Annotated in this window: 21 protein-coding genes, 1 tRNA gene and 1 pseudogene; 5 read left to right on the top strand and 18 right to left on the bottom strand. The window is 37.2% G+C overall.

The annotated features are described in order from the left end of the window. Positions 1-22: 22 nt before the first annotated feature. Complete coding sequence (locus tag EHQ47_RS07750; protein ID WP_135748845.1) at positions 23-358, bottom strand: hypothetical protein; 336 nt, start codon at positions 356-358, stop codon at positions 23-25. Positions 359-379: 21 nt separating this feature from the next. On the opposite strand from EHQ47_RS07750, the gene EHQ47_RS07755 reads away from it, so the two are divergent. Further along, complete coding sequence (locus EHQ47_RS07755; protein WP_135748844.1) at positions 380-808, top strand: DUF423 domain-containing protein; 429 nt, start codon at positions 380-382, stop codon at positions 806-808. Here EHQ47_RS07755 and EHQ47_RS07760 read toward each other — a convergent pair. Together EHQ47_RS07760 and EHQ47_RS07765 are read right to left on the bottom strand one after the other, a co-directional pair. Beyond that, positions 784-1,110 (bottom strand): hypothetical protein, encoded by a 327-nt coding sequence (locus EHQ47_RS07760; protein WP_135695518.1) that lies wholly within the window; start codon positions 1,108-1,110, stop codon positions 784-786. The genes EHQ47_RS07755 and EHQ47_RS07760 overlap by 25 nt on opposite strands. A 32-nt stretch (positions 1,111-1,142) precedes the next feature. Beyond that, complete coding sequence (locus tag EHQ47_RS07765; protein ID WP_135748843.1) at positions 1,143-2,648, bottom strand: carboxypeptidase M32; 1,506 nt, start codon at positions 2,646-2,648, stop codon at positions 1,143-1,145. 83 nt (positions 2,649-2,731) lie between these two features. Between EHQ47_RS07765 and EHQ47_RS07770 the strand changes: the two genes are divergently transcribed. Beyond that, a tRNA-Gly gene (locus tag EHQ47_RS07770) sits at positions 2,732-2,802 on the top strand. Positions 2,803-3,756: 954 nt separating this feature from the next. Here the strand turns inward: EHQ47_RS07770 and EHQ47_RS07775 are convergent. From EHQ47_RS07775 to EHQ47_RS07835, 14 genes and pseudogenes are all read right to left on the bottom strand, one after another. Beyond that, positions 3,757-5,052 carry an SMP-30/gluconolactonase/LRE family protein gene (locus tag EHQ47_RS07775; protein ID WP_135776922.1) on the bottom strand — a complete coding sequence of 432 codons (1,296 nt, stop codon included), beginning with the start codon at positions 5,050-5,052 and terminating at the stop codon, positions 3,757-3,759. 2 nt (positions 5,053-5,054) lie between these two features. Continuing rightward, complete coding sequence (locus tag EHQ47_RS07780; RefSeq protein WP_135748841.1) at positions 5,055-6,290, bottom strand: SMP-30/gluconolactonase/LRE family protein; 1,236 nt, start codon at positions 6,288-6,290, stop codon at positions 5,055-5,057. Between the two features lies 1 nt (position 6,291). Next, complete coding sequence (locus EHQ47_RS07785; protein ID WP_135776923.1) at positions 6,292-7,179, bottom strand: M24 family metallopeptidase; 888 nt, start codon at positions 7,177-7,179, stop codon at positions 6,292-6,294. 80 nt (positions 7,180-7,259) lie between these two features. After that, a complete protein-coding gene (locus tag EHQ47_RS07790; protein ID WP_135748839.1) occupies positions 7,260-8,009 on the bottom strand; it encodes a helix-turn-helix transcriptional regulator in 750 nt (249 codons plus the stop codon). Between the two features lie 197 nt (positions 8,010-8,206). After that, a complete protein-coding gene (locus EHQ47_RS07795; protein WP_135748838.1) occupies positions 8,207-8,626 on the bottom strand; it encodes an iron chaperone in 420 nt (139 codons plus the stop codon). Positions 8,627-8,639: 13 nt separating this feature from the next. Continuing rightward, a complete protein-coding gene (locus EHQ47_RS07800) occupies positions 8,640-10,031 on the bottom strand; it encodes an MATE family efflux transporter (RefSeq protein ID WP_135748837.1) in 1,392 nt (463 codons plus the stop codon). Then, positions 10,028-10,408, bottom strand: a complete 381-nt coding sequence (locus tag EHQ47_RS07805; RefSeq protein WP_135776924.1) for a hypothetical protein — start codon at positions 10,406-10,408, stop codon at positions 10,028-10,030. The genes EHQ47_RS07800 and EHQ47_RS07805 overlap by 4 nt, the downstream gene beginning before the upstream one ends. Positions 10,409-10,419: 11 nt before the next feature. After that, positions 10,420-11,385 (bottom strand): SRPBCC domain-containing protein, encoded by a 966-nt coding sequence (locus EHQ47_RS07810; RefSeq protein WP_135776925.1) that lies wholly within the window; start codon positions 11,383-11,385, stop codon positions 10,420-10,422. Position 11,386: 1 nt separating this feature from the next. Further along, positions 11,387-11,740: an ArsR/SmtB family transcription factor gene (locus tag EHQ47_RS07815; protein ID WP_004786391.1), complete on the bottom strand. Its 354-nt coding sequence runs from the start codon at positions 11,738-11,740 to the stop codon at positions 11,387-11,389. A gap of 350 nt (positions 11,741-12,090) precedes the next feature. Continuing rightward, positions 12,091-12,510, bottom strand: a pseudogene (locus EHQ47_RS07820) (beta-class carbonic anhydrase); the annotation flags it as partial. A gap of 18 nt (positions 12,511-12,528) precedes the next feature. Further along, positions 12,529-12,699 carry a hypothetical protein gene (locus EHQ47_RS19820; protein ID WP_244290257.1) on the bottom strand — a complete coding sequence of 57 codons (171 nt, stop codon included), beginning with the start codon at positions 12,697-12,699 and terminating at the stop codon, positions 12,529-12,531. Positions 12,700-13,005: 306 nt separating this feature from the next. Continuing rightward, the gene (locus EHQ47_RS07825; protein ID WP_135776926.1) at positions 13,006-14,082 is read right to left on the bottom strand and encodes an alkene reductase; all 1,077 of its coding nucleotides are present in this window, start codon (positions 14,080-14,082) and stop codon (positions 13,006-13,008) included. A 100-nt stretch (positions 14,083-14,182) separates the two neighbouring features. Beyond that, a complete protein-coding gene (locus EHQ47_RS07830) occupies positions 14,183-16,210 on the bottom strand; it encodes a SpoIIE family protein phosphatase (protein ID WP_135748832.1) in 2,028 nt (675 codons plus the stop codon). Beyond that, positions 16,207-17,958 (bottom strand): hypothetical protein, encoded by a 1,752-nt coding sequence (locus tag EHQ47_RS07835; protein WP_135748831.1) that lies wholly within the window; start codon positions 17,956-17,958, stop codon positions 16,207-16,209. Before EHQ47_RS07835 ends, EHQ47_RS07830 begins: the two co-directional genes overlap by 4 nt. Before the next feature lie 133 nt (positions 17,959-18,091). Here EHQ47_RS07835 and EHQ47_RS07840 point away from each other — a divergent pair, with 133 nt between their 5' ends. From EHQ47_RS07840 to EHQ47_RS07850, 3 genes are all read left to right on the top strand, one after another. Next, a complete protein-coding gene (locus EHQ47_RS07840) occupies positions 18,092-19,363 on the top strand; it encodes a PAS domain-containing sensor histidine kinase (protein WP_135748830.1) in 1,272 nt (423 codons plus the stop codon). An 84-nt stretch (positions 19,364-19,447) separates the two neighbouring features. Next, complete coding sequence (locus EHQ47_RS07845; RefSeq protein WP_244290258.1) at positions 19,448-20,590, top strand: hypothetical protein; 1,143 nt, start codon at positions 19,448-19,450, stop codon at positions 20,588-20,590. 55 nt (positions 20,591-20,645) lie between these two features. Continuing rightward, positions 20,646-21,668 (top strand): pirin family protein, encoded by a 1,023-nt coding sequence (locus tag EHQ47_RS07850; RefSeq protein WP_135748829.1) that lies wholly within the window; start codon positions 20,646-20,648, stop codon positions 21,666-21,668. A 44-nt stretch (positions 21,669-21,712) separates the two neighbouring features. On the opposite strand, the gene ilvD is transcribed toward EHQ47_RS07850, so the two are convergent. Next, a complete protein-coding gene (ilvD, locus tag EHQ47_RS07855; RefSeq protein ID WP_135748828.1) occupies positions 21,713-23,389 on the bottom strand; it encodes a dihydroxy-acid dehydratase in 1,677 nt (558 codons plus the stop codon). Positions 23,390-23,422 lie beyond the last annotated feature (33 nt).

The raw sequence follows: 23,422 nt of genomic DNA on the forward strand, positions 1-23,422 counted from the left end.
AACCAAACCTAATATTCGTAATTTATGATTTGAATAGGTCCCTTGCTGCATCTGCTGCACTTGACCTTTCAAAATCTTCTCTTTCAATTAAAGTTAAGTCTAAGCCTTCTTTGTCAATTCGACTTAGAATCTTTCCAATATCTGCCACCTTACTCAATTTAGTTGCCAAATATTTAAAAGTAATTCCACATTCTGGGCATTTTTTATCTTTTAGATAATTCAGTCCCAATTTTTTACAATTTCCACAAGTTCCATAGAGATCATCAATATAGAGTAGTTGTTTTTTTACATCCTCTACATTGAGCTGTCGCCAAACTCTTACAAATTTAGTATTCTTTCCGGATGCATCTGAAGTCATAGGCAATAGGAAGTATCGTTAATGAATCTTGTCAAGAAGCAATCCTCTGCGCTTTTAATCCTTCTCATTTGCCTTTCTGGTTTTTTAGCTGTTGCCATCGGAGCATTTGGTGCCCACGGACTAAAAAAGATAGTAACACCCGATTTGATGGTAATTTATGAAACGGGAAATCGATATCATTTTTATCATACATTGGCATCACTAGTCGCATTTCTCTTGTTACAACATTCGTTGGTATCTGAATCTTCGAATAAAAGTAACACTTATTTGAAAATAGCTACCTGGATGTTTCTAATAGGAATTTTGATTTTTTCTTTTAGTTTGTACGCCTTAGCCATCACAGGGATTCGGGTTTTAGGAGCTATCACTCCCTTAGGAGGAGTGAGTTTTTTAGTTGGTTGGATTAGTTTAGGAATTGGGTCTTATTATCTTTTTGTACCAAAAAAATAATTCCCTTGTTTACTGATTAAATTTCTAGAAATTAAGCCGTCTGCGATGAGTAACAACCCTTCTGCGGCGGCTTTTCTTGCTTCTTCTGAACTATCCTTTTGTAAGGACATAAGTTCATGTACATACTTTCTTTTTTGTACATCCAAAACTCCAAGCATTGAACCTGCTATTTTTTCATCCATTTGCATGAATGCTAAGGCAAGTGTTTGTGGAGGAGTTTCAATGCATAAATAGTATAATGCAAGGTTATCGAAATATGATAATTGGCTTAGTTTTTCTAATACTTGTTCTGATCCTGACATATGGTTCCTTTGGTTTTAAATTCAGATTTAAATTATTTCGTTACTTCTTTAATTTTCCCATTCAAATAAGAAATTAAGTATTTAGAATTTGCAGATTCGCCTGTGGTTTGTTTCATCAATGTATCGACATCAAATAGTTTCCCCTTTGAATGAATATTTTTCCTGAGCCAACCCAGTAGGTCAGAAAAATCACCTTTCGTAGAAAATTTGTTATGCGAATCAGGAAATTCTTCTGTAAATTTTTTGAAAAACTGCGAACTAAAAATATTTCCAAGTGTGTATGTTGGGAAATATCCAAAAGCACCCATCGACCAATGAATATCCTGCAATACACCTTCGGCATCATTCTCTACCGATAAACCAAAACTTTCTTTCATCTTTGTATTCCAAATTTCAGGTAAATCTTTTACCTGGATTTTTCCATTGATGAGATCCCTTTCAATTTCAAATCGCAGAATGATATGTAGATTATAAGTTACCTGGTCAGCTTCTACTCTTACTTTTGTTTTTTCTGTGCTATTGATATATTGGTACAACTCTTTAAATGGAAGTTCTTTATCTGTGAGACCAAAATCAGATAACAAAATGGGATAAACAAATTCCCAGAATGGCAAGGAACGTCCCACTTGGTTTTCCCACAAACGACTTTGTGATTCATGAATACCTAAACTCAAAAATTCAGTAATTGGCGTGGGCCAATCTGGCATTGCTGACAACCCCGATTCATATAAGGAATGACCAGTTTCGTGTAACACACCAAAGATGGAAGACAGTGGATCTGTTTCAGAATATCTAGTTGTGATTCTCTTATCACCTTTCCCTAAACTTGTGGAAAACGGATGGTTACTAGTATCCAATCTGGATTCTTTTGTTGTTAAACCTAGAAGTGATGGCAAACGATTACAAAACTTAGTTTGTTTCTCTAAGGAGATTGGTCCTGGGAAAGGATTTTTGAATTTAGGAGCGGTAGCCACAATAGGAACCAGTGATTCCTTCAAATCAGAAAACAAAACTTGAATTTGTTCTGCTTTCGCACCTTTTTCGTAACTGTCAAGTAATGCATCATAAGGCTCTGTCGTATAACCGAAGTAATCTGCTTGTTTTTTAGATAATTGTACTAATTCTTCTAAACGTTTTGCAAATGATTGGAAGTTTTTTTCTTTTTTTGCCGTTGCCCATTCTGCATGTGCTAAGTTAGTAACTCGTGCAAATTCGGAAACAAACTCAGAAGGCAGTTTATCTGCTTTCTCTTTTTCTTCCATGAGGACTTCCAACTCACGATTCCAAACTGAACGCTCAAATTCAGGTAGTTCTTTGATCGATTCCTTTGCAGATTGGATTTGATTTAAAAAAGATTTGTCAGTCATCCAATCATGTGTGAGTTCTGCGACTGCGGCGATTTGTGAGGACCGGTATTCCCGACCTTCTTCGGGCATCATCACCTCTGAATCCCAATGCAAAACGGAAGCTACATCTTGGAATAATTTGATTTTACGATATTGTTTTCGGTAATTTTCGAGTGCTTGGGGCAGGGCCATAGTCTCATTTTCTTCCTCCCTCACTTTCTGGAACCAAAAATCATTGACCCTTTACCCCCAACCAAAACTATGTATTTACTGTCGCGGGTGTGGTGTAACGGTAGCACAGCAGCCTTCCAAGCTTCTGGCGAGGGTTCGAGCCCCTTCGCCCGCATGACAATCTCTCTTACTTTTTACAAAAATCCAATCTTAATCTAGAATTCAATTCGAAGGGATCGAACAGTGGTGCGAGCTGATTTGTGAGTGACCCATAGGGAACGAATAAATCAGAAAGAAAGCCACGATGGCTTTCGACGAGCGACGCCGTGACTCGGAGCGCAGTGAGGACACAATGTCCGAACAGCGGAGAGGACGAGCCCCTTCGCCCGCAAAAGACAGACTCTTACTTTTACAAAAATCCAATCATCATCAAAGAATCAATCCGAAGGGATCGAACAGTGACGCGAGCTGATTTGTGAGTGACCCATAGGGAACGAACAAATCAGAAAGAAAGCCACGATGGCTTTCGACGAGCGACGCCGTGACTCGGAGCGCAGTGAGGACACAATGTCCGAACAGCGGAGAGGACGAGCCCCTTCGCCCGCAAAAGACAGACTCTTACTTTTACAAAAATCCAATCATCATCAAAGAATCAATCCGAAGGGATCGAACAGTGACGCGAGCTGATTTGTGAGTGACCCATAGGGAACGAACAAATCAGAAAGAAAGCCACGATGGCTTTCGACGAGCGACGCCGTGACTCGGAGCGCAGTGAGGACACAATGTCCGAACAGCGGAGAGGACGAGCCCCTTTGCCCAGGCAGGTACAGAATGGATATCCGTATCCCCACCCGATTAGGGAGGGGAACTAGACCCGCCACCCAATGACTTCCTCTTACCACAACATCGCTAAATCAAAAAGTCGATTCGGAGCTCTAAAGATTTTTTTTTCTTAAAAATTCATAGTTTTCCATAATGAGTTCATCTATTTACAATTTGGAATTGGTCTTTGCGCCACCGATCGAAGTGGAAATCCTTTCCCGAAGGGAAAGATTGGAACGGAGAGCGGGATCGCTTAATCAATATTAGTTGATTTTACTTTTTTTTGCGAGGCGCCCTGGATAACAACCTAAATATTGTTAGGATATGACATCGTGACAAAACCTTTGAATCCATCTTGATAGACTGCTAAATATAGTTTATCTTTTCCTGGCACGACGACTATGATATGAGAAAACAAACTTCCATTATGCATAGCATAGTATATAGGTTTACTTCCATTAGGTGTTAATGCGAGGATTCCTGTTTTTTTAGAGACTGGCAAAAGACTTTCTGGTATATACAAAACCAAAGATTTCCAAAATGGATGTTTGTGCAACCAAGTGATTAGTTTAGATCGTTCCACTGGAATTGCGATCCAAATTCGGCCCTCAGAATCCCGGTCCATTCCATCCGGAAATCCAGGAAGGCCATCAATCACAACTTCGTCAGTTCCTTTTTTATCTCCAGTTAGGTGAAGGCGAATGAGTCTTGATTTTGATAGTTCGTTCAATAGAATCGATGATTCTATTTCGCTGTTTGAATATTCTAACAAAATTCCATCTAGATAAGTATATTGATGGGCAATCAAACTCGCAGTGTTATCTTTTAAATCATATTTCCATAGATGTCCGTTTCTTCCCAATGTCAGTACTTCATGTTTTGATTGGGAACTTACGCCAAGAATAGAATTAGGATGATCGTATGGTTCAGTAAAATAGATGCGTTCTCCATCTTTGCTAATTGTAAGATCATCTGCTTTTTCTACGTAACGACTGTTTGTTTCATTTAATTTTGAAATTGGGATTTTTGTTTCTTCCTTCCATGGAAAAAATTTTCCGATTTGTCCTTCGGAAGGCTCGACTGTTTTGTCAACAAGTGGAACTCGTGTTCCAATTTTACGTAAACGTTTGGTTGATATCGTTAATTCATAAATACCTGGTCCATCTACGAGAGGGTCTTTGTGTTCTTTTCCACGCGACAAACACATATAAATGATATCTTGGTTCTTGGGATGAAAAACCATTCCACCAGGAAGAAGGGGAGTTTTCACAAAAGGTTCGGAAGTATTTTTTGCTAAATCTACTTTCCAAATCCAACCATCAATAGATGCGATAAAAGCTCGGTTCAAATCTTCTTGAAGAAGGATTTCATCTTGGGCTGGCAGTGTATTTCCGTTGATTGTAACATTATTCTTGATCGGGTCTCCCTCTGATCGAATGGACTCGACAATAGGATTGTAAGAAAGTTCGACAGGACCTTTGATTTGATTTTTAAAATATTCCTCTGGTGTTTTGCAGGATAGGAAAACTAAACAAAAGTTGAATACCAAAAAAGTAAGAAAAGATTTTTGTAAGTTAGATAAATTATTTTTTAATAAAAACATAACTATTCACCTAACAAAAGATTATTTGTCGAAATCGAATACAATCCACGGGAAGACGTATCAAACGATGGGAAATAAACTGAATCTTCATTAGGAACTGCAACAGATATATCTTTTATTTTTGAGCCATCATGCATCGTAAAATAGATTGCTTTTTTTCCAGTAGCATCCAATACCATAATTCCAGTTTTCTTTGCGATTGGCAAAATTCGTTGGGGTAATGAAAGCAAAAATGATTTTATCCAAGGGTTGTTATGGATAAAATTCACGAGACCGGATCTTGGTTTAATGATACCGACCCAAATCCTTCCTGTTGTATCTCGCTCCAATCCATCCGCAAGACCAGGTAAGTTATCAAAAAGTACCTCGAATGTACCTTCTTTTTTCCCACTGATATTGGCTTTGATGATTCGAAATTTTGTAGTTTCTGTTATGATTACCGACTCTTCCTTTGTAACAGAATGTTCCGCAATGATGATTCCATCAACAAAGGTAAAACCATTCATCACAAGGGAAATAGTTTTTTGTTTTCTATCATACATCCATAATTTACCATGAGGATAAAGTCCGATAGCCTCTGGAACAGCTCCGCTTCCCATTGCTGCGTTCACTCTTTCAAATGGCTCTGAAATATAAATTCGATTCCCATCATTTGAAACAGCGAGATCGTTACATAAAGAGAAAGGTCTTGAATTGTATTCGTTTAATGACTGTAAAGAAAATGTAGGGCGTTTCGATTCGGAGTAAACAATTTCAAAATCAGAATTTTCTATTTTTGGAAGAGAAAGAAGAATAGGAGTTATCGACTTTGTTTTGATATTTACTTCATACAAACCAACTCTTTGTGAATCGTCATAAGTGACCCCTCCGAGTTTTGAAGCACAAAACAATATGGATTCTTTCTTTTTATCTGCAAATTGTAATCCAGCAGGATTAACTGGCGGTTTTACCCACGCAGTTTCAAGGTTTGATTTGAAGTCTAATTTCCAGATCCAACCATCCATCCCGGATGCATAAGCTACTTTTTCTTGATTGTTGAAAATAAGATCATCATGACCAGGTAACAGTCGCATAGTGACATTTAAATTTTCTAAAAATGGATCTGGCTTTGTTACTTCCTGAATGGTATTCGGTACAGGTCCTAATTTGTATGCCTTACCAATTTTGATATTGTTTGTATTACATCCAATAGTGAATAAAAGCAGGAAAAATAAGTATTTTTGTTTTTGAATTTTCATTTTAGTTCTTTCCATTCGGCATTTGGTATTTTTTTACGTGAGGGACTTCGTTGTCTAACCAATAGGCTTTGTTCTCTTCTACGACTAAAATCTCTTCAAATTTAAACCCAGTTTTACCCTTTCCTAAATGTGGTTCCACTGCCCATAATCCCACTTTATTACCCTGATGGTCGGGAGTTAATAATTCAGGTAATACTTTGTGTGATAAAAATTCATAAGACCCTTGCAAACTGAACCAACTTGCAAAACTCACAGGCAACAAAGGAAAAGAAACATTAGGAAGATTTACTTTATATACTCTATGTCCAAGTACAGCAAAAGGATATAACGAATGTACGTTGTCAAAACCAGATTGTTTTGCATCGGAATCGATTTTCCACCAAATTTCTGATGGAGTCATTGTAGAACTAAAATATTTCGGAATCTCTTCGCGAAGGTGCAATAGGTATTTCATACCTAAGTCAAGTTCGGAATTTTTGATTAGAGATGAAGAATAACCTATATCGCCGATATAACCATCGACTACTGGTGATACATCCAAAATAAAAGATTCTTCTTCAACCAATTGTTTTTTACCTGGATGAAATTGAGTGAATCGTTTGTATCCGTCAAACCTTGCATGTTCACCAAACCAAGCAAAAGGTCTATGTAAAAAGACATTTACACCGTGATCTCGCAAAAACTCATCCATTCTTTTTGCTGTTTGTTTTTCAGTCCAACCTGGCAACATTTCTTTCTCAATGGTTGTGACACAGTCGTAAGCTAGTTTCTGAGCTTTTAAAAATCCATTTTTTTCATCAGCTGTTGGAATCCGAATCGATTCGGAACTTAGTTTTGAGAGCTTTGAAGATAATTTTGATAATAAACCTTTTTCTTGCAATAATGGCATGAGTCTCTTTTTCCTTAGTAAAAAAAGAGAATAACAAAATATAAAAATCTCTGCTTGAACGATTCCGGTATTTTTATGATTTATTGAAAACTTTCATCCGATTCACAAAATCGAACTTCGGCGGTTTTGAGGTGACCAAAAAAGAGAGAAGGTATAAATCCAAAATTTTCTTTGAAAGTCCTAGAGAAATGTGCCGAATCGGAAAAACCTGCAGCATGTGCTGCATCGGTAAGATTGTTGCCTGCCTTTAATTCTTTCACTGCACGCAAAATACGAACCCATAACAAATACCTTCGAAGAGGGATTCCTAAATTTTCTTTAAACAAACGAATCAATCTATCTTCTGAAATAGAAAAATCTTTTCCTATTTCTCTCATTCGAATGCTATCGGGAACTTCTAGTCGAATTTTTTTAGCAATTTTTTGAATTCTAGGGTCGATTGAAGTTTTTAATTCTTCAAATGGATAAACAGTTCGAAGTAAACTGATCTGAAGTTGTGTTGCTTCTTGATGATTTAAATCACCAAAATACAATGACCACAAAGAATCGATTAATGGTAAAAATTTTTTAATATCTAAACGTTTGACTTCACCAGAAGAAATAGATTCTGAGATAGATCCAAATTCATACGTCTCTGGGTCTATCAACAATGCAACCATTTTCACTCCAGGAGATATAGTTCGGTGGTACGTATTCGGGCCAACTAATGCAACCCGGTATTCTTCTTTTCCTAATTCAGTTTCGATTGTAATATTTTTTTCTAAAGAAATTGCTAATGTAGCTGCATAATGTGAATGAAAGTCAGTTTGCATATTATTGGTTGCAAACATAACACGACTGTTCCATAAATAAAGTATGCTTTTGTTTTCAAACTCCATCTATGATCCTCATACAGAAAACAGATGGGTTAATTTTTATGATAAAACTTCTCTTGTAAATCGAAATAAAATTTAAAGATGCTGTTACTGAAAGATTGCTTCTTATTAAAACAAAAAGTAAAAACATCGAAGAAACAATAAATCAGCGTTTACGATTTCTTCAAGATTGGTTTTTTTGAGTTTGTAGTCTTTTTTTTTTGAGTTTTCTTCTTCTGTTTTTCTAAGTTTTCGCTCACTCTAAATTTAACAATTTTTTTGATCAGAGTATACGGGATTGGCTCATCCAATGGAAATTGAATGGAACCTTTCCCATTTTTATATTTAGAAATTTCTTTTTGAAATGCAAGATTTCCAGAAGGAAGCGCATAAAAACCAATGTGTTTTGCATAAGCTGCGAAATGTACCAAGTTTCCATTTTGTACAAATGTTGGCATCGCATAACTTATTGCCTCTGATGCTTCTGGTGCTTCTTTCTGAATGATACTTCGAACCTTCTGAAGGATATCTTGTACATCTTTCGGAAATCTTCCGATGTATTCATCAATTGATTTTGCTACCTCAGATTTCATAACTTTATTCTCTCTATACTTTTGTTTGTTTCCAATTTCCTTTGGTAAATAACCAAAGAGTAAAAACTCCTACGGAAGATTCCGAGATCATGATAGACCAAAATACCCCTGTGGAGCCAAAATCGAAATGTTTTCCTAATAGATAAGCTAAAGGGATTTGAATGACCCAAAAGAAAATGATATTAATTTTTGTAGGAGTGATTGTATCTCCTGCACCATTAAAAGCTTGTCCAGCAGCCATCCACCATGCATAAATAAAATATGAGTATGAGACAATTTGTAACCATTTACCACCAATGGCGATGACTTCCTGATCATTTGAGAAAATGGAAATTAGGTTTTCACTCCAAAAAAAGTAAATGATGGATACCAGAATTAAATAACCCATATTACAAAAACCGGTAAACCAAACAGATTGTTCCGCACGATCTGGTTTGCCTGCTCCTAAATTTTGACCAACTAACGTAGCAACTGCGTTAGACATTCCCCAAGAAGGCATCATGGTAAACATCATCGTCCTTAAAGCAATGGTTGCCCCGGCAACTGTTTGACTCCCGAATTCCGAAAGTATTCTCATGATAAAGATCCAAGATGTCATACCAACAATCATTTGTCCAATCCCACCAAGTGAGGTTTTTAAGATTCCTTGGATGGTTTCCCATTCTAATTTTAGGTGGGATTTCAAAATTTTGATATGTTTTCCGCCTTGGAATAACAACCACAATTGGAAAAGCACTCCGATCCCACGACCCAAGTTCGTGGCAATTGCTGCACCCGTTATTCCATAAGCAGGAATTGGTCCCCAACCAAAAATAAAAATGGGATCTAAAACAATATTCAGACCGTTGGATACCCATAAAACTCTCATTGATATCGCGGCATCCCCTGCTCCGCGAAAAACTGCATTAATGAGAAAAAGAAGGACGATGACTATATTTCCACCTAACATCCACTGCATATAGTGGTATCCTTCGCTCAAAACCCACTCATCTCCACCCATTAGTTTGAGAAGTTCTTTTGAAAAAAATATTCCAGCGATTGCAAAAGGAACAGAAGCAAGGATGGCGATCCAAATGGATTGAATTGCTGCTATTCCTGCTTTGTCTTTCTCTTTTTCTCCAATTCGCCTTGCAATGATCGCAGTGACCGAAAATGACAAGCCCATTGCAACGGAATACAATAGAAATAAATAAGTTTCGGTAAGACCAACAGTTGCGATTGCAGATGCACCTAAAGCGCCAACAAAATAAATATCGACAACGGCAAATACGGATTCTAATACAAGTTCCAAAACCATTGGAACTGAGAGTAGGAACACAGCTTTACGAATGCTAACTTCTGTATAATCTTCTTCAGAACCAGCAAGAGCTTTTTTTAAATCTTCCCATAAACTAGCACTTGTCATTTGGATTTTTCCTGTAATACATAAAGTTTACCACCTAAATAAGCAATGAGAGGAGTGAGAATCACTAGAGACCATGCATACCACCAAGGTCCAAGATGACCAGCAAATACAACACCTGCAATTCCTAACAATAAACCAATACCACCCAAGATATATGCGTGTTTCATTGGGTTTTGCGGAGCTAACTTAGCAGTCAAATAACATCCAAAAATACTGAATATTATTCGATATCCTAATACAAACAAAACCAAAGGAGTTGATACAAACATATGATCATAAGGAAGGAAATTTAATACCTTAAGAATTGTATCGCAAAGTACAGAGAGGATTACGTTGGATAATAATCCAACAACAATTGCTATGAAACTCTTTAACATTGATAGTTTTCCTATTTTTGATTTAAGAACTGATCAAGTTTTGAAAGTGTCTGTTGTCCACTTTCAATCGCACCAAAGGCAATCACCGCATTTCGAACATTTGTATCAGGAAAAGCCAGTTGCATTTTTACAATGGTTTGATTCTCGCCGAGAGCTATTAGAAATATTTTAGCCAAAAAATCATCCTTTTTATTTACATCACCTGAACCATGTGTGTATTCCATGTAGTCGAATTTCCTAATTTCTTTATATTCGATTACATTTGGATAAACTGTCCCATCTGGTGCGACCATGGTAAAAATCCATTTCCCTCCAATTCGAAAGTCCATTGATTCAGTTGTTGTTTTGAATCCACTCGGCCCCCACCAATGGTCGATCGTCAATGGATTAGAAAGTGTATTAAAAATCAGTTCCTGTGAATGATTCATTTTTCTCTCCATGGAGATTTCATTCGGTTTAGGTAGAGCATTTATTTCTAATTTTTCAAAACTTTCTGACCAACCTTCCTTCATACCTGAACTTGCAAATCCATCTCGAATTTGGTTATTGGCAAATTCGGTAAGGAGAACAACTTTTGTTTTACCATCAACTTCTTCGAACAACACTCTTAACTTTGAATTGAGTATTTTTCTATCGCCTGTTACTCCTGCCATCTTTTGAACTTCCGCCACCCATTCATCAGGATGTTCGTCTACCAAATCACTGATTACAAAACTCTGGAATGGAGTGATTTCTAAAAATTTCCCAAAAACTGGATAATCAACCCCTTCAGGAGATCGCATAACAATTCGATATGATCCGCCTACTTTAAAATCAAATTCAACTGATGGATTTGTGAAACTTTTTGGGCCCCACCATTTTTGGATATGCAAAGGATTTGTCCAAACTTCCCATACAAGCTTTAATGGAGCATCAAACAATCGTTCGATGCGTACTATTTTTTCTTCCAGTGTCAAAATTGTTTCTGAATTAAACATTTTAATAATTTCCTTTCGATTTTTGTAATTCGGTTAAATATGCATCCAAACGATCTAATCGTTCTTCCCATAATTTTTTATATTGTTCTAACCACTGATTGGCTTCCTGAAGTGCTTCCACTTTTAAACGACAAGGTCGAAACTGCGCTGCCTTTCCTTTTTCAATAAGCCCTGCTTTTTCCAAAACTTTCAGATGTTTGGAAATCCCGGGGAGACTCATTTGAAATGGTTCTGCCAATTCGAGAACTGTCGCTTCACCAGATACGAGTTGCATCAGTATCTTTCTACGAGTTGGATCTGCCAATGCTTGGAACGTGGCATTGAGAGTTTCTTCCGAATCCTGCAATTTAACCATTTAGATAATTAACCATTTGGTTAAACTAGAAAGAATGGAAGTTTCTGTCAACAGGGTTTTACAGTTGGTTCGGAGAATTTAGCGGTACAGATTGGATATCAGTATCCCCGCCCGATTAGGGAGGGGAACTAGACCCGCCACCCATTGACGTCCACCTACCACAAAAACCCAGAGAAGAAAATACAATTCTCAAAAATGGAAAATTTAATCTTGAGAAGTTCATGTTTCGAATTTCTCTTAAATTGTTTTTACAGAACGATTTAGAAAATAGGAAGAATTCCCAACGAATTCTTGTTCGCTGGGATGAAAAGGAAGATTCTTTTTTAAATGAATGGATTGTCCGTTTGGATTTACGAAGCCCTTCCAATTTTTGTGGCTTCTTTGACTTCTACTAACTTTCCTGTTTTCACATCGTAATAATATCCATAAACAGGAATGTCTTTGGGAATCAAAGGGTGGTTACGAATTCGTTTGACATCATCAATAACACTTTGTTCCAAATTTTCAAAAGTCAAAAAAGGAATGAACTTCGCTTCATCGGAGCCACCTGATTCTTCTAAGTTACGCCATCCGTTCGAATCAATGGTCGCTGTTTTCAAACTTTTGGAAAGGAGGTTCCGTATGATGGGATCAGTGAAAAGTTGCATTCCACAATCTGAGTGGTGGATGACAAAAAATTCTTTAGTTCCTAATAATTTATAAGAAATGACGAGAGACCGAATGGCATCGTCACTTGCTCGGCCTCCAGCATTTCGGATCACGTGGGCGTCACCTTCGGCAAGTCCTGCTTATTTTGCTGGGTCTAGTCTTGCATCCATACAGGTGAGGATGGTAAAACTTCTTGCTGGAGGAAGGGCCAATTCCCCTTTTTTCCCAAATTCAGATGCATATTTTTCGTTCGCACCGAGGACTTCTTGATGAACTTTGCTTGTTTCTTGTTGGATGAGTGTGTTCGACATAATGGAAATAAAATTCACTATAACGAAGTAGACAAGAAAACCAATTTTGGATCCAAGATTTCCGGTTCAGATTTGTACAGTGGATTTTACAAACGGCCAAAGGACTGGAGATGTACCTTTAAGATTGAAATTTTGTGCCAGGGATACGAAGGGCTTGGTCACCTGCCATCGTTAGATGGTAGGTGACGGGAGCGAACGCGGACCCCGGAGTAGCCCGGTCAGCTACTTTGAGAGTCCGCTCTTGTTTTTATTTGAGGCACCATAAAAGAAACACAATCGTTCTATTTTGTGGTGGGTGAATGTGGATTAACTTGCTAATGGATAGTCGATATAACCTTTTTCATCAGCTGTATACAATGTTGTTTGATCAAAAGAAACCAATGGAATGTTTTTTTGAAATCTTGTGACTAAATCAGGATTGGCTAAAAATGGTTTTCCAAATGCAACTAAGTCTGCAAGTCCAGAAGATAAATCTTTTTCAGCTCGTTCTGCATCATAACCACCACTAAGGATGAGTGTCCCCTTGAATGCTTTTCTGATGTTCTGAACTGTTTCCGGTTCTACCTTGGGAGCACCCATAGAAGAATGATCTACCAAGTGGATGTATACAACTCCAATTTCATTTAATTTTTCAGCTAACAATGAATATTCGTCATGAGTTTCAGGAAATGGAAAAAGATCGTTAAAGGCCGTATATGGAGATAAACGAATGGCCGTTTTTTCTTTGCCGATAGCATTACTCACTGCCGTTGCTACTTCTAAAATAAAACGAATTCGGTTTTCAATGGAACCACCATATTCATCTGTTCGTTGGTTTGAAGATGGATGCAAAAATTGTTCTAATAAATAACCATTGGCTGCATGCAATTCAACTCCATCAAATCCTGCTTTGATTGCATTTTTGGATGCTAAAACAAATTCTTCGATAGTTTCTTTTAGTTCTGCTTTTGACATTTCTTTCGGTGTAGAGTGTTCTTTCATTCCGTCTGTGTCAGTCCACATTTGTCCTTTGGCAAGGATTGCCGATGGCCCAAGAACTTTCGCACCTTTCGGTAAATTCAATTCATGTCCGATACGACCTGTATGCATGAGTTGGACAAAAATTTTACTTCCTTTCGCATGCACTTTGTCTGTGACTTTTTTCCAGGCTTTTGTTTGTTCTTCTGAAAAAATTCCAGGGATTCTCGCATAACCAAGACCATTCGGAGAAGGAGAAGTTCCTTCTGTCACGATGAGTCCCGCTTCCGCTCTTTGTTCGTAATAAGTTGCAACGATTTCTCCTGGCACATTTCCGATGGAACGGGAACGGGTCATGGGGGCCATCACCACTTTATTCTTTAAGGTAAGGTTTCCTAACTTCGCTTCTGAAAATAATGATTTCACAAGGTTCTCCAATTTTGATTTACTATTTAGGAAATAGACTACGATATGAAGTGATTTGATATTGCATTTATTTAATATTAAACTAATTTTCCAAAAAAAATCATAAATCCAACCCGAGGATGGTTAAGTCGTCCTGGCGATCCTGACCATTTAGAAAGTTTTGTAGTGTTTTTAGGAGATGGTCCACCACCCCATCCAAACTGAGAGCACGTGTGGATTGGAAGAGGTGGTAAAGCGATTCCTCACCAAATTCTTCATCTTTCGAGTTAAAAGCCTCAAAAACACCGTCAGTAAAGACAAAAAGCCGATCTCCCTTCTCAAAGTTTATTTCGGATTGTTCATAGTGGATTTGTTTTTTGAGCCCGATCATCCTTCCCGTTTTTGAAAGAAGTTGGATTTTTTCTTTCTGCACCAGTACAGCTGCAGGATGGCCTGCGGATGCATATTGGATTTTTTTTTCGATCAAATCGATATCGAGGATCATTGCCGTCAAAAGACTATTCAAAGAAACAAAGTTATCCATAAACTCTTCATTAAAAATCTCCAAAACTTTAGCAGGTGGTAATTCAAAGTTTTTGATAGGATCATACAAACCTTTGATTGCCATAGTGATCATTGCCGCATGAACACCATGGCCTGTTGCATCAGAAATTAAAATTCTATACTTTGAGTCTTTGAGAAGGCTTAAGTCAAAAAAATCACCACCCACTTCCGATACAGGAAGATAACGATACACTAAATTTAATTTTTTGATGAGATTGGAGTCAATGGCCAAGGAATTCTCTTGGATTTTTTTTGCAACGAACAGGTCTCGTTTCATTGCATTGAGTGTACGATTCAAAGTGAAGGTTCTTTCTTTTACTTTTTCCTCTAAATCAAAATTGGATTTTTCTAAACTAAGTTTTACTTGTTCTTCTGCAGTTTCTTTTTCTCTAATGATGGTATGATAACGATCCGCCAGTGCAAACGCAAGTAACATCATTTCAGCCGCTGATCCATATTGTGGGCCATCAATCGTAAAGGAATTGGTAGGGAGATAACCCAATGCACGCAAAGTAGAAAGAATCAAAGCAAAAAACAAAAATGCAAATGCTAGAAGGAAAAAATAGGCGATTCTCTGCCTTTGGAACGAACATACTATACCAATGATTAAAATCCAAAGTGATGTAATGGTATGGCTAAACACTAAAGTTTTGATCCAGAATTCAAAAGAATAAATATATAAAATAGGCAATCCGATTTGGATCAGAATCAATATTATGCTCAAACGATCTAGTTTGGGAATGATCTGTTTGGTATTTAACAAACTTCGCATAAAAATTAAAAACAGGATTAATACAACGGAAATAAAAAGATTCACCGAATATTGGTCCATCCAAGGTGAAAATTTCCATAAATATTCCGAAGCAATTCCGTTATGCGAGGCAATCGTAAACGCAGTACTAGTAACCACTAGAACATATAAAAAATAATTTTTGTCTTTCAGGATAAAAAACAAAAACAAATTGAATAGAGCCATCGCAAATGCAATTCCAAAGTATATGGCTTGGATGACGTGATCGTTGATTTCATGGCGATCATAGAGATCTTTATTCCATAACTGAATGGGAAGATTGATGGAGTTTGGCGACTTTACTTTGAAATATACAATCGCATTAGAATTTTCCGGAAAAGAAATGGGAAATACAAAAAATCTGCTTTGGTAAGGGCGATTCAACATGGGAACCGAATATCCCGAAGAAATCTTTTTAATTTTTTTTGGGTTACGAAAATAAAAATCCAAAGTTTTTAATCTTGGATAAGAAACAACAAAGGTAACCTCTTTAGAAGAAAAACTTTGATTTTCTAACGAAACCCTTAACCAATAGGTTGAGTTTGAATAGGAAAAATTGAAAGCTTCCTTCGAAGATTTAACTTTCAGAAATTGTGATTCATATTTTGGTGAAACAATATCTTCGAAGTTCAATTGGTTTGTTTTATCTTCCAAAACTAATATCGAATTTGTAAGATAAAGCGGAGAAAAATCACAATCTTTGATGTCGATTACAGAGTCTTCGGCATCAATTTGAGAAGTTGCTAAAAACAAAACCAAAACAAAGAGAAATCTTTTTTTATGAATCAAATTCATTTGGATTCTTCTGTCTCAAATAAATCAATGGAGAACATTTGGTTGTTTTTTGCAAAAATACAAATGCCATCAAAACTAACCGACAACCCTTTCGGACCAGGGAGTATTTTTTGTTTCAGCTCTTTTCCATTGGGTGAGAGTAAAATAAGTTCAATTTGGTCTTCTTCGCTATATTCATCAAAAAAACTCAAAATCAAAATTGTATGTTTTCCATCAAAGGTAAAAAGGGAAATCACTTCACTTTGGATTGGTTTTTCAAAAACTACATTCCCCAAAAAATCAATCATACGAATTCCAGAATGATCGGCCGTGATGATGATCCGATCTTCTGTTACAATCACCGGTGATTTGGCATTACCGAATGAATGTGGTCCAAGAGTATCGGTTGTGCTGAAAGGAAGATCTTTGATTGTATTGAGTTCAGAATCCAAAAGAAGAGAACCATCCAAAGCAAATGGTAAATAAATCCCGCCAGGAAATTCTACAGGTGGAGAAGCCAATTCCCGCACCAAAGAAATTCCAGAACTATGTGTTTGTTCAAAGAGTTTTTTCTTTCCTGTATTTGCCGATTCAACAATGGCATAATAAAAGTATAATTGGAATTGTGAATCGATAAACACTGGATGATAAGGAGAAAAATATTGGAAAACTTCTTCACCAGTTGGACTGATTCCCAAAATTCCTTTTAGAGTATGGAACAAAAGATTTCCGGACTCTGTTTCAAAAGCTCTACCAGAAAAAATCTCAAACTTTGGCAATGTAATTGTTTTCTTTAGTTTTCCAGAATTCAAATCATAAACATGGATTTGTGATTGGAAAGGAAGATACAAAGTATCAGAAAGAATCGTAAAATTGAAATTATGTACGATTCGATTTTCTGAGACATCACGTTCTTCAGTTGAAAGGATTTCATAACAATGAAAAGCAAGTTTGATTGATAGAATAAGTTTACCAGAAAGATCATAAATACAAAGTGTATCCGGTCGATTTAGTTTTGAATAATATTCTGAACCTTTTTGGAATCCTTGGTAAGAACAAAGATAACCGGCTTGGTAAAAAAGAACTGGAATTTCTATCCCATCGACAAATGGTTTTTGAATTTTTTCCTTCCAAAGCATTTGTTTTTGATTAAGGTCAAATGATTGTAGAAAATAGTTTTCTTCGCTATAGGCAATACATACAAATTGATCCCTTCCGATGAATTCAGAGGCAAAAAACGATTCATTTTCCTCCAATTGGAATAGTAAACGTGAGGACTGAGGAAACCATTTTTTTTGAATTCCTTGGAACTCCAAGAGAAATTCTTTTTGAAACCATTGGCGTAACCAGCGTTTTACGGAAGATGGTAAATTCGGATCTCGGTTGAGGAATAAAACTTTTAGTTTTTCTGTTTCTGTTTTAGAAAGAATTTCCAAAACCTCTTCAAAGAATGAGTAAGGAAATAAGTTTTCCTTTGCGGCCACGAGACGAGAAACAGTGGGGTTACGAATCAATTCTGAACGCTGGTCATCAATTCGTTCTGCTGTCTGTTCGTAAAACTCTGGATAGGTGGATCTTGGGTCACCAGTCCCTCTGGTTTTGATCCACCAGAAGCTATGGCAATCCTTACATTCATAAATTTCTTTGAATCGATTCAGGGAATTTCCTACGATATCATCGGTGGGAAATTGGTATGTCAACCTTTCATCACGAACGGGTTCTAAACGTGAAAATTGGCTGGATCCTTCTTGACAAAATAAACAAGACATATCGTTTCAGGGAGTATAGGTCTATCTAGGAATAATACGTAAGTCAAGCCAGATTCATACCCAAGGAAATAAAGAAATCCAACACTTAGTTCTTGGCAATTTTTTTCCAAAATTTGAATCTTACCAATCATCCATGTCGATTCTCCCTAAGACATACGAAGCATTATTTGCTGACCTAAAAAGGTTGGAATCAGAAAACCAAGTTTTAAAACAATCTTTGGAAGACAAAGATGTAAGCCACACAAACCTAATCCATGCTCTGCAATTCACGCAGTTTTCAATTGATACCATCTCTGAATCCATTCTTTGGTTGGATTCAAAAGGCAATTTTGTTTTCGTAAATGACGCCGCCTGCAAAAACTATGGTTACACAAAAGAAGAATTTCTTTCCATGCAAATGTTCCAAGTTGATCCATTGTTTGATCTCGAAACATGGAATGCACATTGGCAGGAAATCTTAGATCGTAAAACATTTTCTATCGAAACAATTAACCAAAGAAAAGATGGTATTTCTTTTCCTATCGAAGTTACGGTGAATTTGGTGGAATATGCTGGAAAACAATACAATTGTGCCATTGTTCGCAATATCACAGAACGAAAATTAGCAGAAACAAATTTAAGAGAATCTGCAATTCGTTTGGCAGAACTCAACTCATCAAAAGATAAATTTTTTTCCATCATTGCGCATGACTTACGTGGGCCACTTGGCACCCAACGGGAATTTACCAAAATTTTAAGCGAAAAAGATTCTAAATTTTCTGAAATCGAAAGAACAACTTATTTGAAAATGTTGGAAGAATCTTCTGACTTAGTGTATTCGTTACTCGAAAATTTATTGGATTGGGCTAGATCTCAAAGTGGAAATATAAATTACCAACCAGTATCCATTCAATTTTTTGACCTCGTCGAAAGAGTGATTGGTCTTTTGGCATTATCAGCTAACAAAAAACAAGTAACCATTTTAAATCTTATTCCAAAGGACCAAGTTATTTTTGCTGATTTATTTATGATTGAAACTGTAATCCGCAATTTAATTTCCAATGCAATCAAATACAGTATTGCCAATACCGAAGTAACGGTAGGAGTTTTACAACAAAACAAGGAATTACATTCTAATACAAATTTGGAATTTGAAAATCCCACAACAAAGTCTCCAGTGAATGAATTCATTTTCTTCGTTAAAGATAGAGGAGTGGGAATGAAGCAGGAACAAATCGATAACCTTTTTCGATTGGATCAAAAATCTTCAACCAAAGGTACGGCGCAAGAACCGGGAACAGGACTTGGACTCATTCTCTGCAAAGAGTTTTTAGAAAAACAAGAAGGTAAAATTTGGGTAGAAAGTGAACTAGGATTGGGTTCTACTTTTTTGGTTCAATTAGTACAACACACAAAAACAAACTAACATCATTCTAAATTTTCAAAATCAATTATCTTTCTAATTTTCTTTTTTTCTAGATTCTATTTTTCAAAAATTTATTTTTTACCAATGATGAATCGAATATGCAAAAAATTATTTCTAGTACTTGCCTTACTAGTCACACCAATCTTTGCTCAAACTCAATCCAATCCTCCAGAACCAAATTTGGATTCAAAACCTAAATCTTCTTCCATACTTGGTAAAGGATTAAAAGTCATCGAACTTGCTGGAGAATTTGCACAAACACCTTCAGAAGGTGGGCCACAATCGGTATCGAGTATTCTCAATTCTTCCCGTGTGGCAGCAAGTTTTGTCAATTCCGGCACGGCAAACAACCTGAACCCTCCAGGGATTATTACCGAAAGTGCGGAATCAAGACCAACTTCTACAGTATCACCTCGAATCAAATATTCTCACCAAATCTCTGAAGATTTTTTTATCGGATTGGTTTATGCAAAAGGAGAACATTACAATGATACAAGAACCAGTTTTAGTACAAATGGATTGTATTTGAACGATCGAGTTCGATCAGGAATCAATGAAGTTGGATTTAAAATTGGCGTTGGTCCTTTAAATTTTCTAACAGAAACAAGTTCACATGAATTTAGTTTTTCTTATTCTGAATTATCTTCCAAAGGACCATTTCAATCCTTTCAATTAAAATTTCCTTTTTTAAGAACTGGCGAACAATCTGTAACGGAAGGTTATGCATTATCAACAGGAACTGTTGAGTTTCGGACTAAAAATTATGGAATGAACTACGGTTTTGTGACTTCAATTACCGATTGGTTAAACTTTTATATGATGGGTGATCTTATCGTATTTGCAGGACAATTAAAACTAGCCTCTTACGGGATTGAAAACTCTTCAACTGGCACACTCAATTCGAGTAACCAAGTTGTATTTAGTACACCTGTTACCAAAACAGACTTAACCATATTTCAATCAAAGGAAGGTTTGGCTCGTGGACTTGGTGGGGCTTCGGTTTCTTTTGAGATGGGACTTGTTTGGAAATTCTTTGATACCTTTGGTTTAAAGTACGGTGGATTTTACCAAATGTCTTCTTTTAGTGTCTCAGAAGTGACAGGTTATAATTTAGGACCTGGAAAAACTCCCGTGGAACTCAGCACAGTTCCCAATCTCAATTCCTCACAAAGTGCCAAAGAATATGGTTCTTTTGGAGTGAATGTTTCTATTGTGAAAAACTTTTGATTCTTAACTACTGTCTTAATAGTAGCGATACTGATCGCAAAAATAGGATTCACTCATGAAACACAAATCGATAGAATATGCCCAAAAACTAGACTTCCAATGGCCAACTTCAGATCCATTTTTGTTTTGTGTACACCATGAAGATTTTTATCCCAAAGGCAATGGAAAGTTTGGGCCAGACGCTTCCTTACAGGGAAGACAAATTGGCCAGGACTTTGCTGGCAAAGATGGATGGAGGATGTACCACGGGGAAACCATTCCCGGTTTTCCTGGGCACCCACACCGCGGATTTGAAACTGTAACAGTTGTCCAAAGAGGTCTGATTGACCATGCCGATTCCCAAGGTGCTGCTGGAAGGTATGGAGATGGAGACGTCCAATGGATGACAGCAGGTGCTGGGATCCAACATTCGGAAATGTTTCCTCTCGTAAATGAGTCTGGTGATAATACTTTGGAGTTATTTCAGATTTGGTTGAATCTGCCTGCAAAAAATAAATTTGTAGATCCCCACTTCAAAATGTTTTGGAACGAAGACATTCCAGTGAAAGTGGTGACTGATACTTTAGGCAAAAAAATAAAAATTAAAACGGTCGCAGGTTCTTTGTTTGGCGAAAAACCGCTAGATCCACCTCCAGATTCCTGGGCAGGTGATCCAAAAAACGATGTGGGCATTTATATTTTAGATTTGGAACCCGAATCCAGTTTTGTGATTCCCGGAAGTTCTAGTGGCAACAATAGAAACCTATATTACTTCCGTGGAGAAGGCCTAGTGCTTGATGGAGTTGTGGTTCCGGGAAAACATATGTACAATCTAAAATCGGAAATTGACGTGGAACTAAAAAACGGATCCGAATCTGCTCGTATTTTAATTTTAGAAGGTAAACCCATAGCCGAACCAGTGGTTCAGTATGGACCTTTTGTGATGAACAAACAAGAGGAAATCCAACAAGCATTTGACGATTACCGCAAAACACAGTTTGGTGGTTGGCCTTGGGATTCTTATGATCCAGTACATGTTGGTAAATCAAGATTTGCAAGACATGCCGATGGCAAAGAAGAAATCCCCACTAAATCCTAAATCGAGTGGGGATTTCCGTTGAGAGTTAAAGGGAATGTGAATTTTTAACGGTCTGTCAAACAACCCGTACTGGCATCTTTTACCATCTGGATGTATTTCCAAAGATACCCAGAGGTAATCCGGTACGGAGGTTTTTTCCAAGTAGCCCTTCTTTTTTCTAGTTCTTCCGGTGATACAATTAACTCAAGTTTGTTGGTGCGTGCATCAATGAGAATTTTGTCACCATCTTGGACTAGGGCCAATTCTCCACCTTCCATGGCTTCAGGTGTGATATGACCCACAACAAATCCATGGCTTCCTCCAGAAAATCTTCCATCCGTAATGAGGGCTACGTTATCCCCAAGACCTGCACCGATGATGGCAGAAGTTGGTTTTAACATTTCCGGCATTCCCGGTCCTCCTTTTGGTCCTACATAACGAATCACAACCACATGGCCTGGTTTTACTTTACCATCTCGAATTCCTGCGTTGGCTTCCACTTCGGAATCAAAACAAATGGCATTCCCTTCAAACATTTCCCCTTCATGGCCTGTGATTTTTGCCACAGCACCTTTTTTGGCAATGTTGCCGTAAAGAACCTGGATATGGCCTTCTTTTTTGATGGGGTTACTGACAGGTCTCAGTAAGTCTTGGTCACTTGGTAAATCAGGAAGTCCTTCCAAGTTTTCTGCAATGGTTTTTCCAGTGACGGTTAAACAAGATCCATCAATCAAACCTTCACGTAACATAAATTTCATGATGGCAGGAGTTCCACCAATGGCATGAAGGTCTTCCATAAGATACTTTCCACTTGGTTTCATATCAGCTAACAGTGGAGTTGTGTCGGTTACTTTTTGAATTTGTTCCAAATCAAGTGGAATGCCCATTGTCCTTGCAATCGCAATCATATGTAAGGCAGCATTTGTGGAACCACCAAGAATGGTCACCACACGAAGTGCATTTAGAATGGATTTGGGAGTGATGATATCAGAAGGTTTGATATCCTTTTCAAGAAGATTGTACATATACTTTCCAATATTCATACATTCTTTCTTTTTTTCTTCACTACGAGCAGGAGAAGAGGAACTATAAGGCAAACTCATTCCCATCACTTCAATTGCCGTTGCCATAGTGTTTGCCGTATACATTCCACCACAAGCTCCAGGGCCTGGGCAGGAATTCTTAATTACTTCTTTAAAATCTTCTTCAGTGATTTTGCCGTTAATTTTTTTTCCATAAGCTTCAAAAGCAGAAACAATATTTAATTTTTCACCTTTGTAATTTCCGCCATTGATCGTTCCACCGTACACCATGATGGATGGCCTGTTGAGTCTTGACATTGCCATAATGGCACCTGGCATATTTTTATCACAACCAGCAGTAAAGATAATCCCATCATAATAATGTGCACCTGAAATTGTTTCGATGGAGTCGGCAATAATTTCTCTGGAAGGTAATGAATAACGCATCCCATCATTTCCATTCGTGATTCCATCACTAACACCAATGGTGTTAAATAATAGACCCACCATTTGTTTTGTATCTAATACACTTTTCTTTTGTAAGGATGCAAGAGTGGTGAGGTGCATGTTACAAGGATTTCCATCAAATCCAGTGCTTCCAATTCCAATGAATGGTTTATTTAAATCTTCATAAGGAACTCCAGATCCAATGATCATTGCTTGGGAGGCAGGAAGGGATTCATCTTGGGTAAGAATGCGGCTATATCGATTCAAAGTCATAAAATTCAATTTCCTTCAGATTAAAGACAAAAT

Source organism: Leptospira bourretii (assembly GCF_004770145.1).
Lineage (GTDB): Bacteria > Spirochaetota > Leptospiria > Leptospirales > Leptospiraceae > Leptospira_A > Leptospira_A bourretii.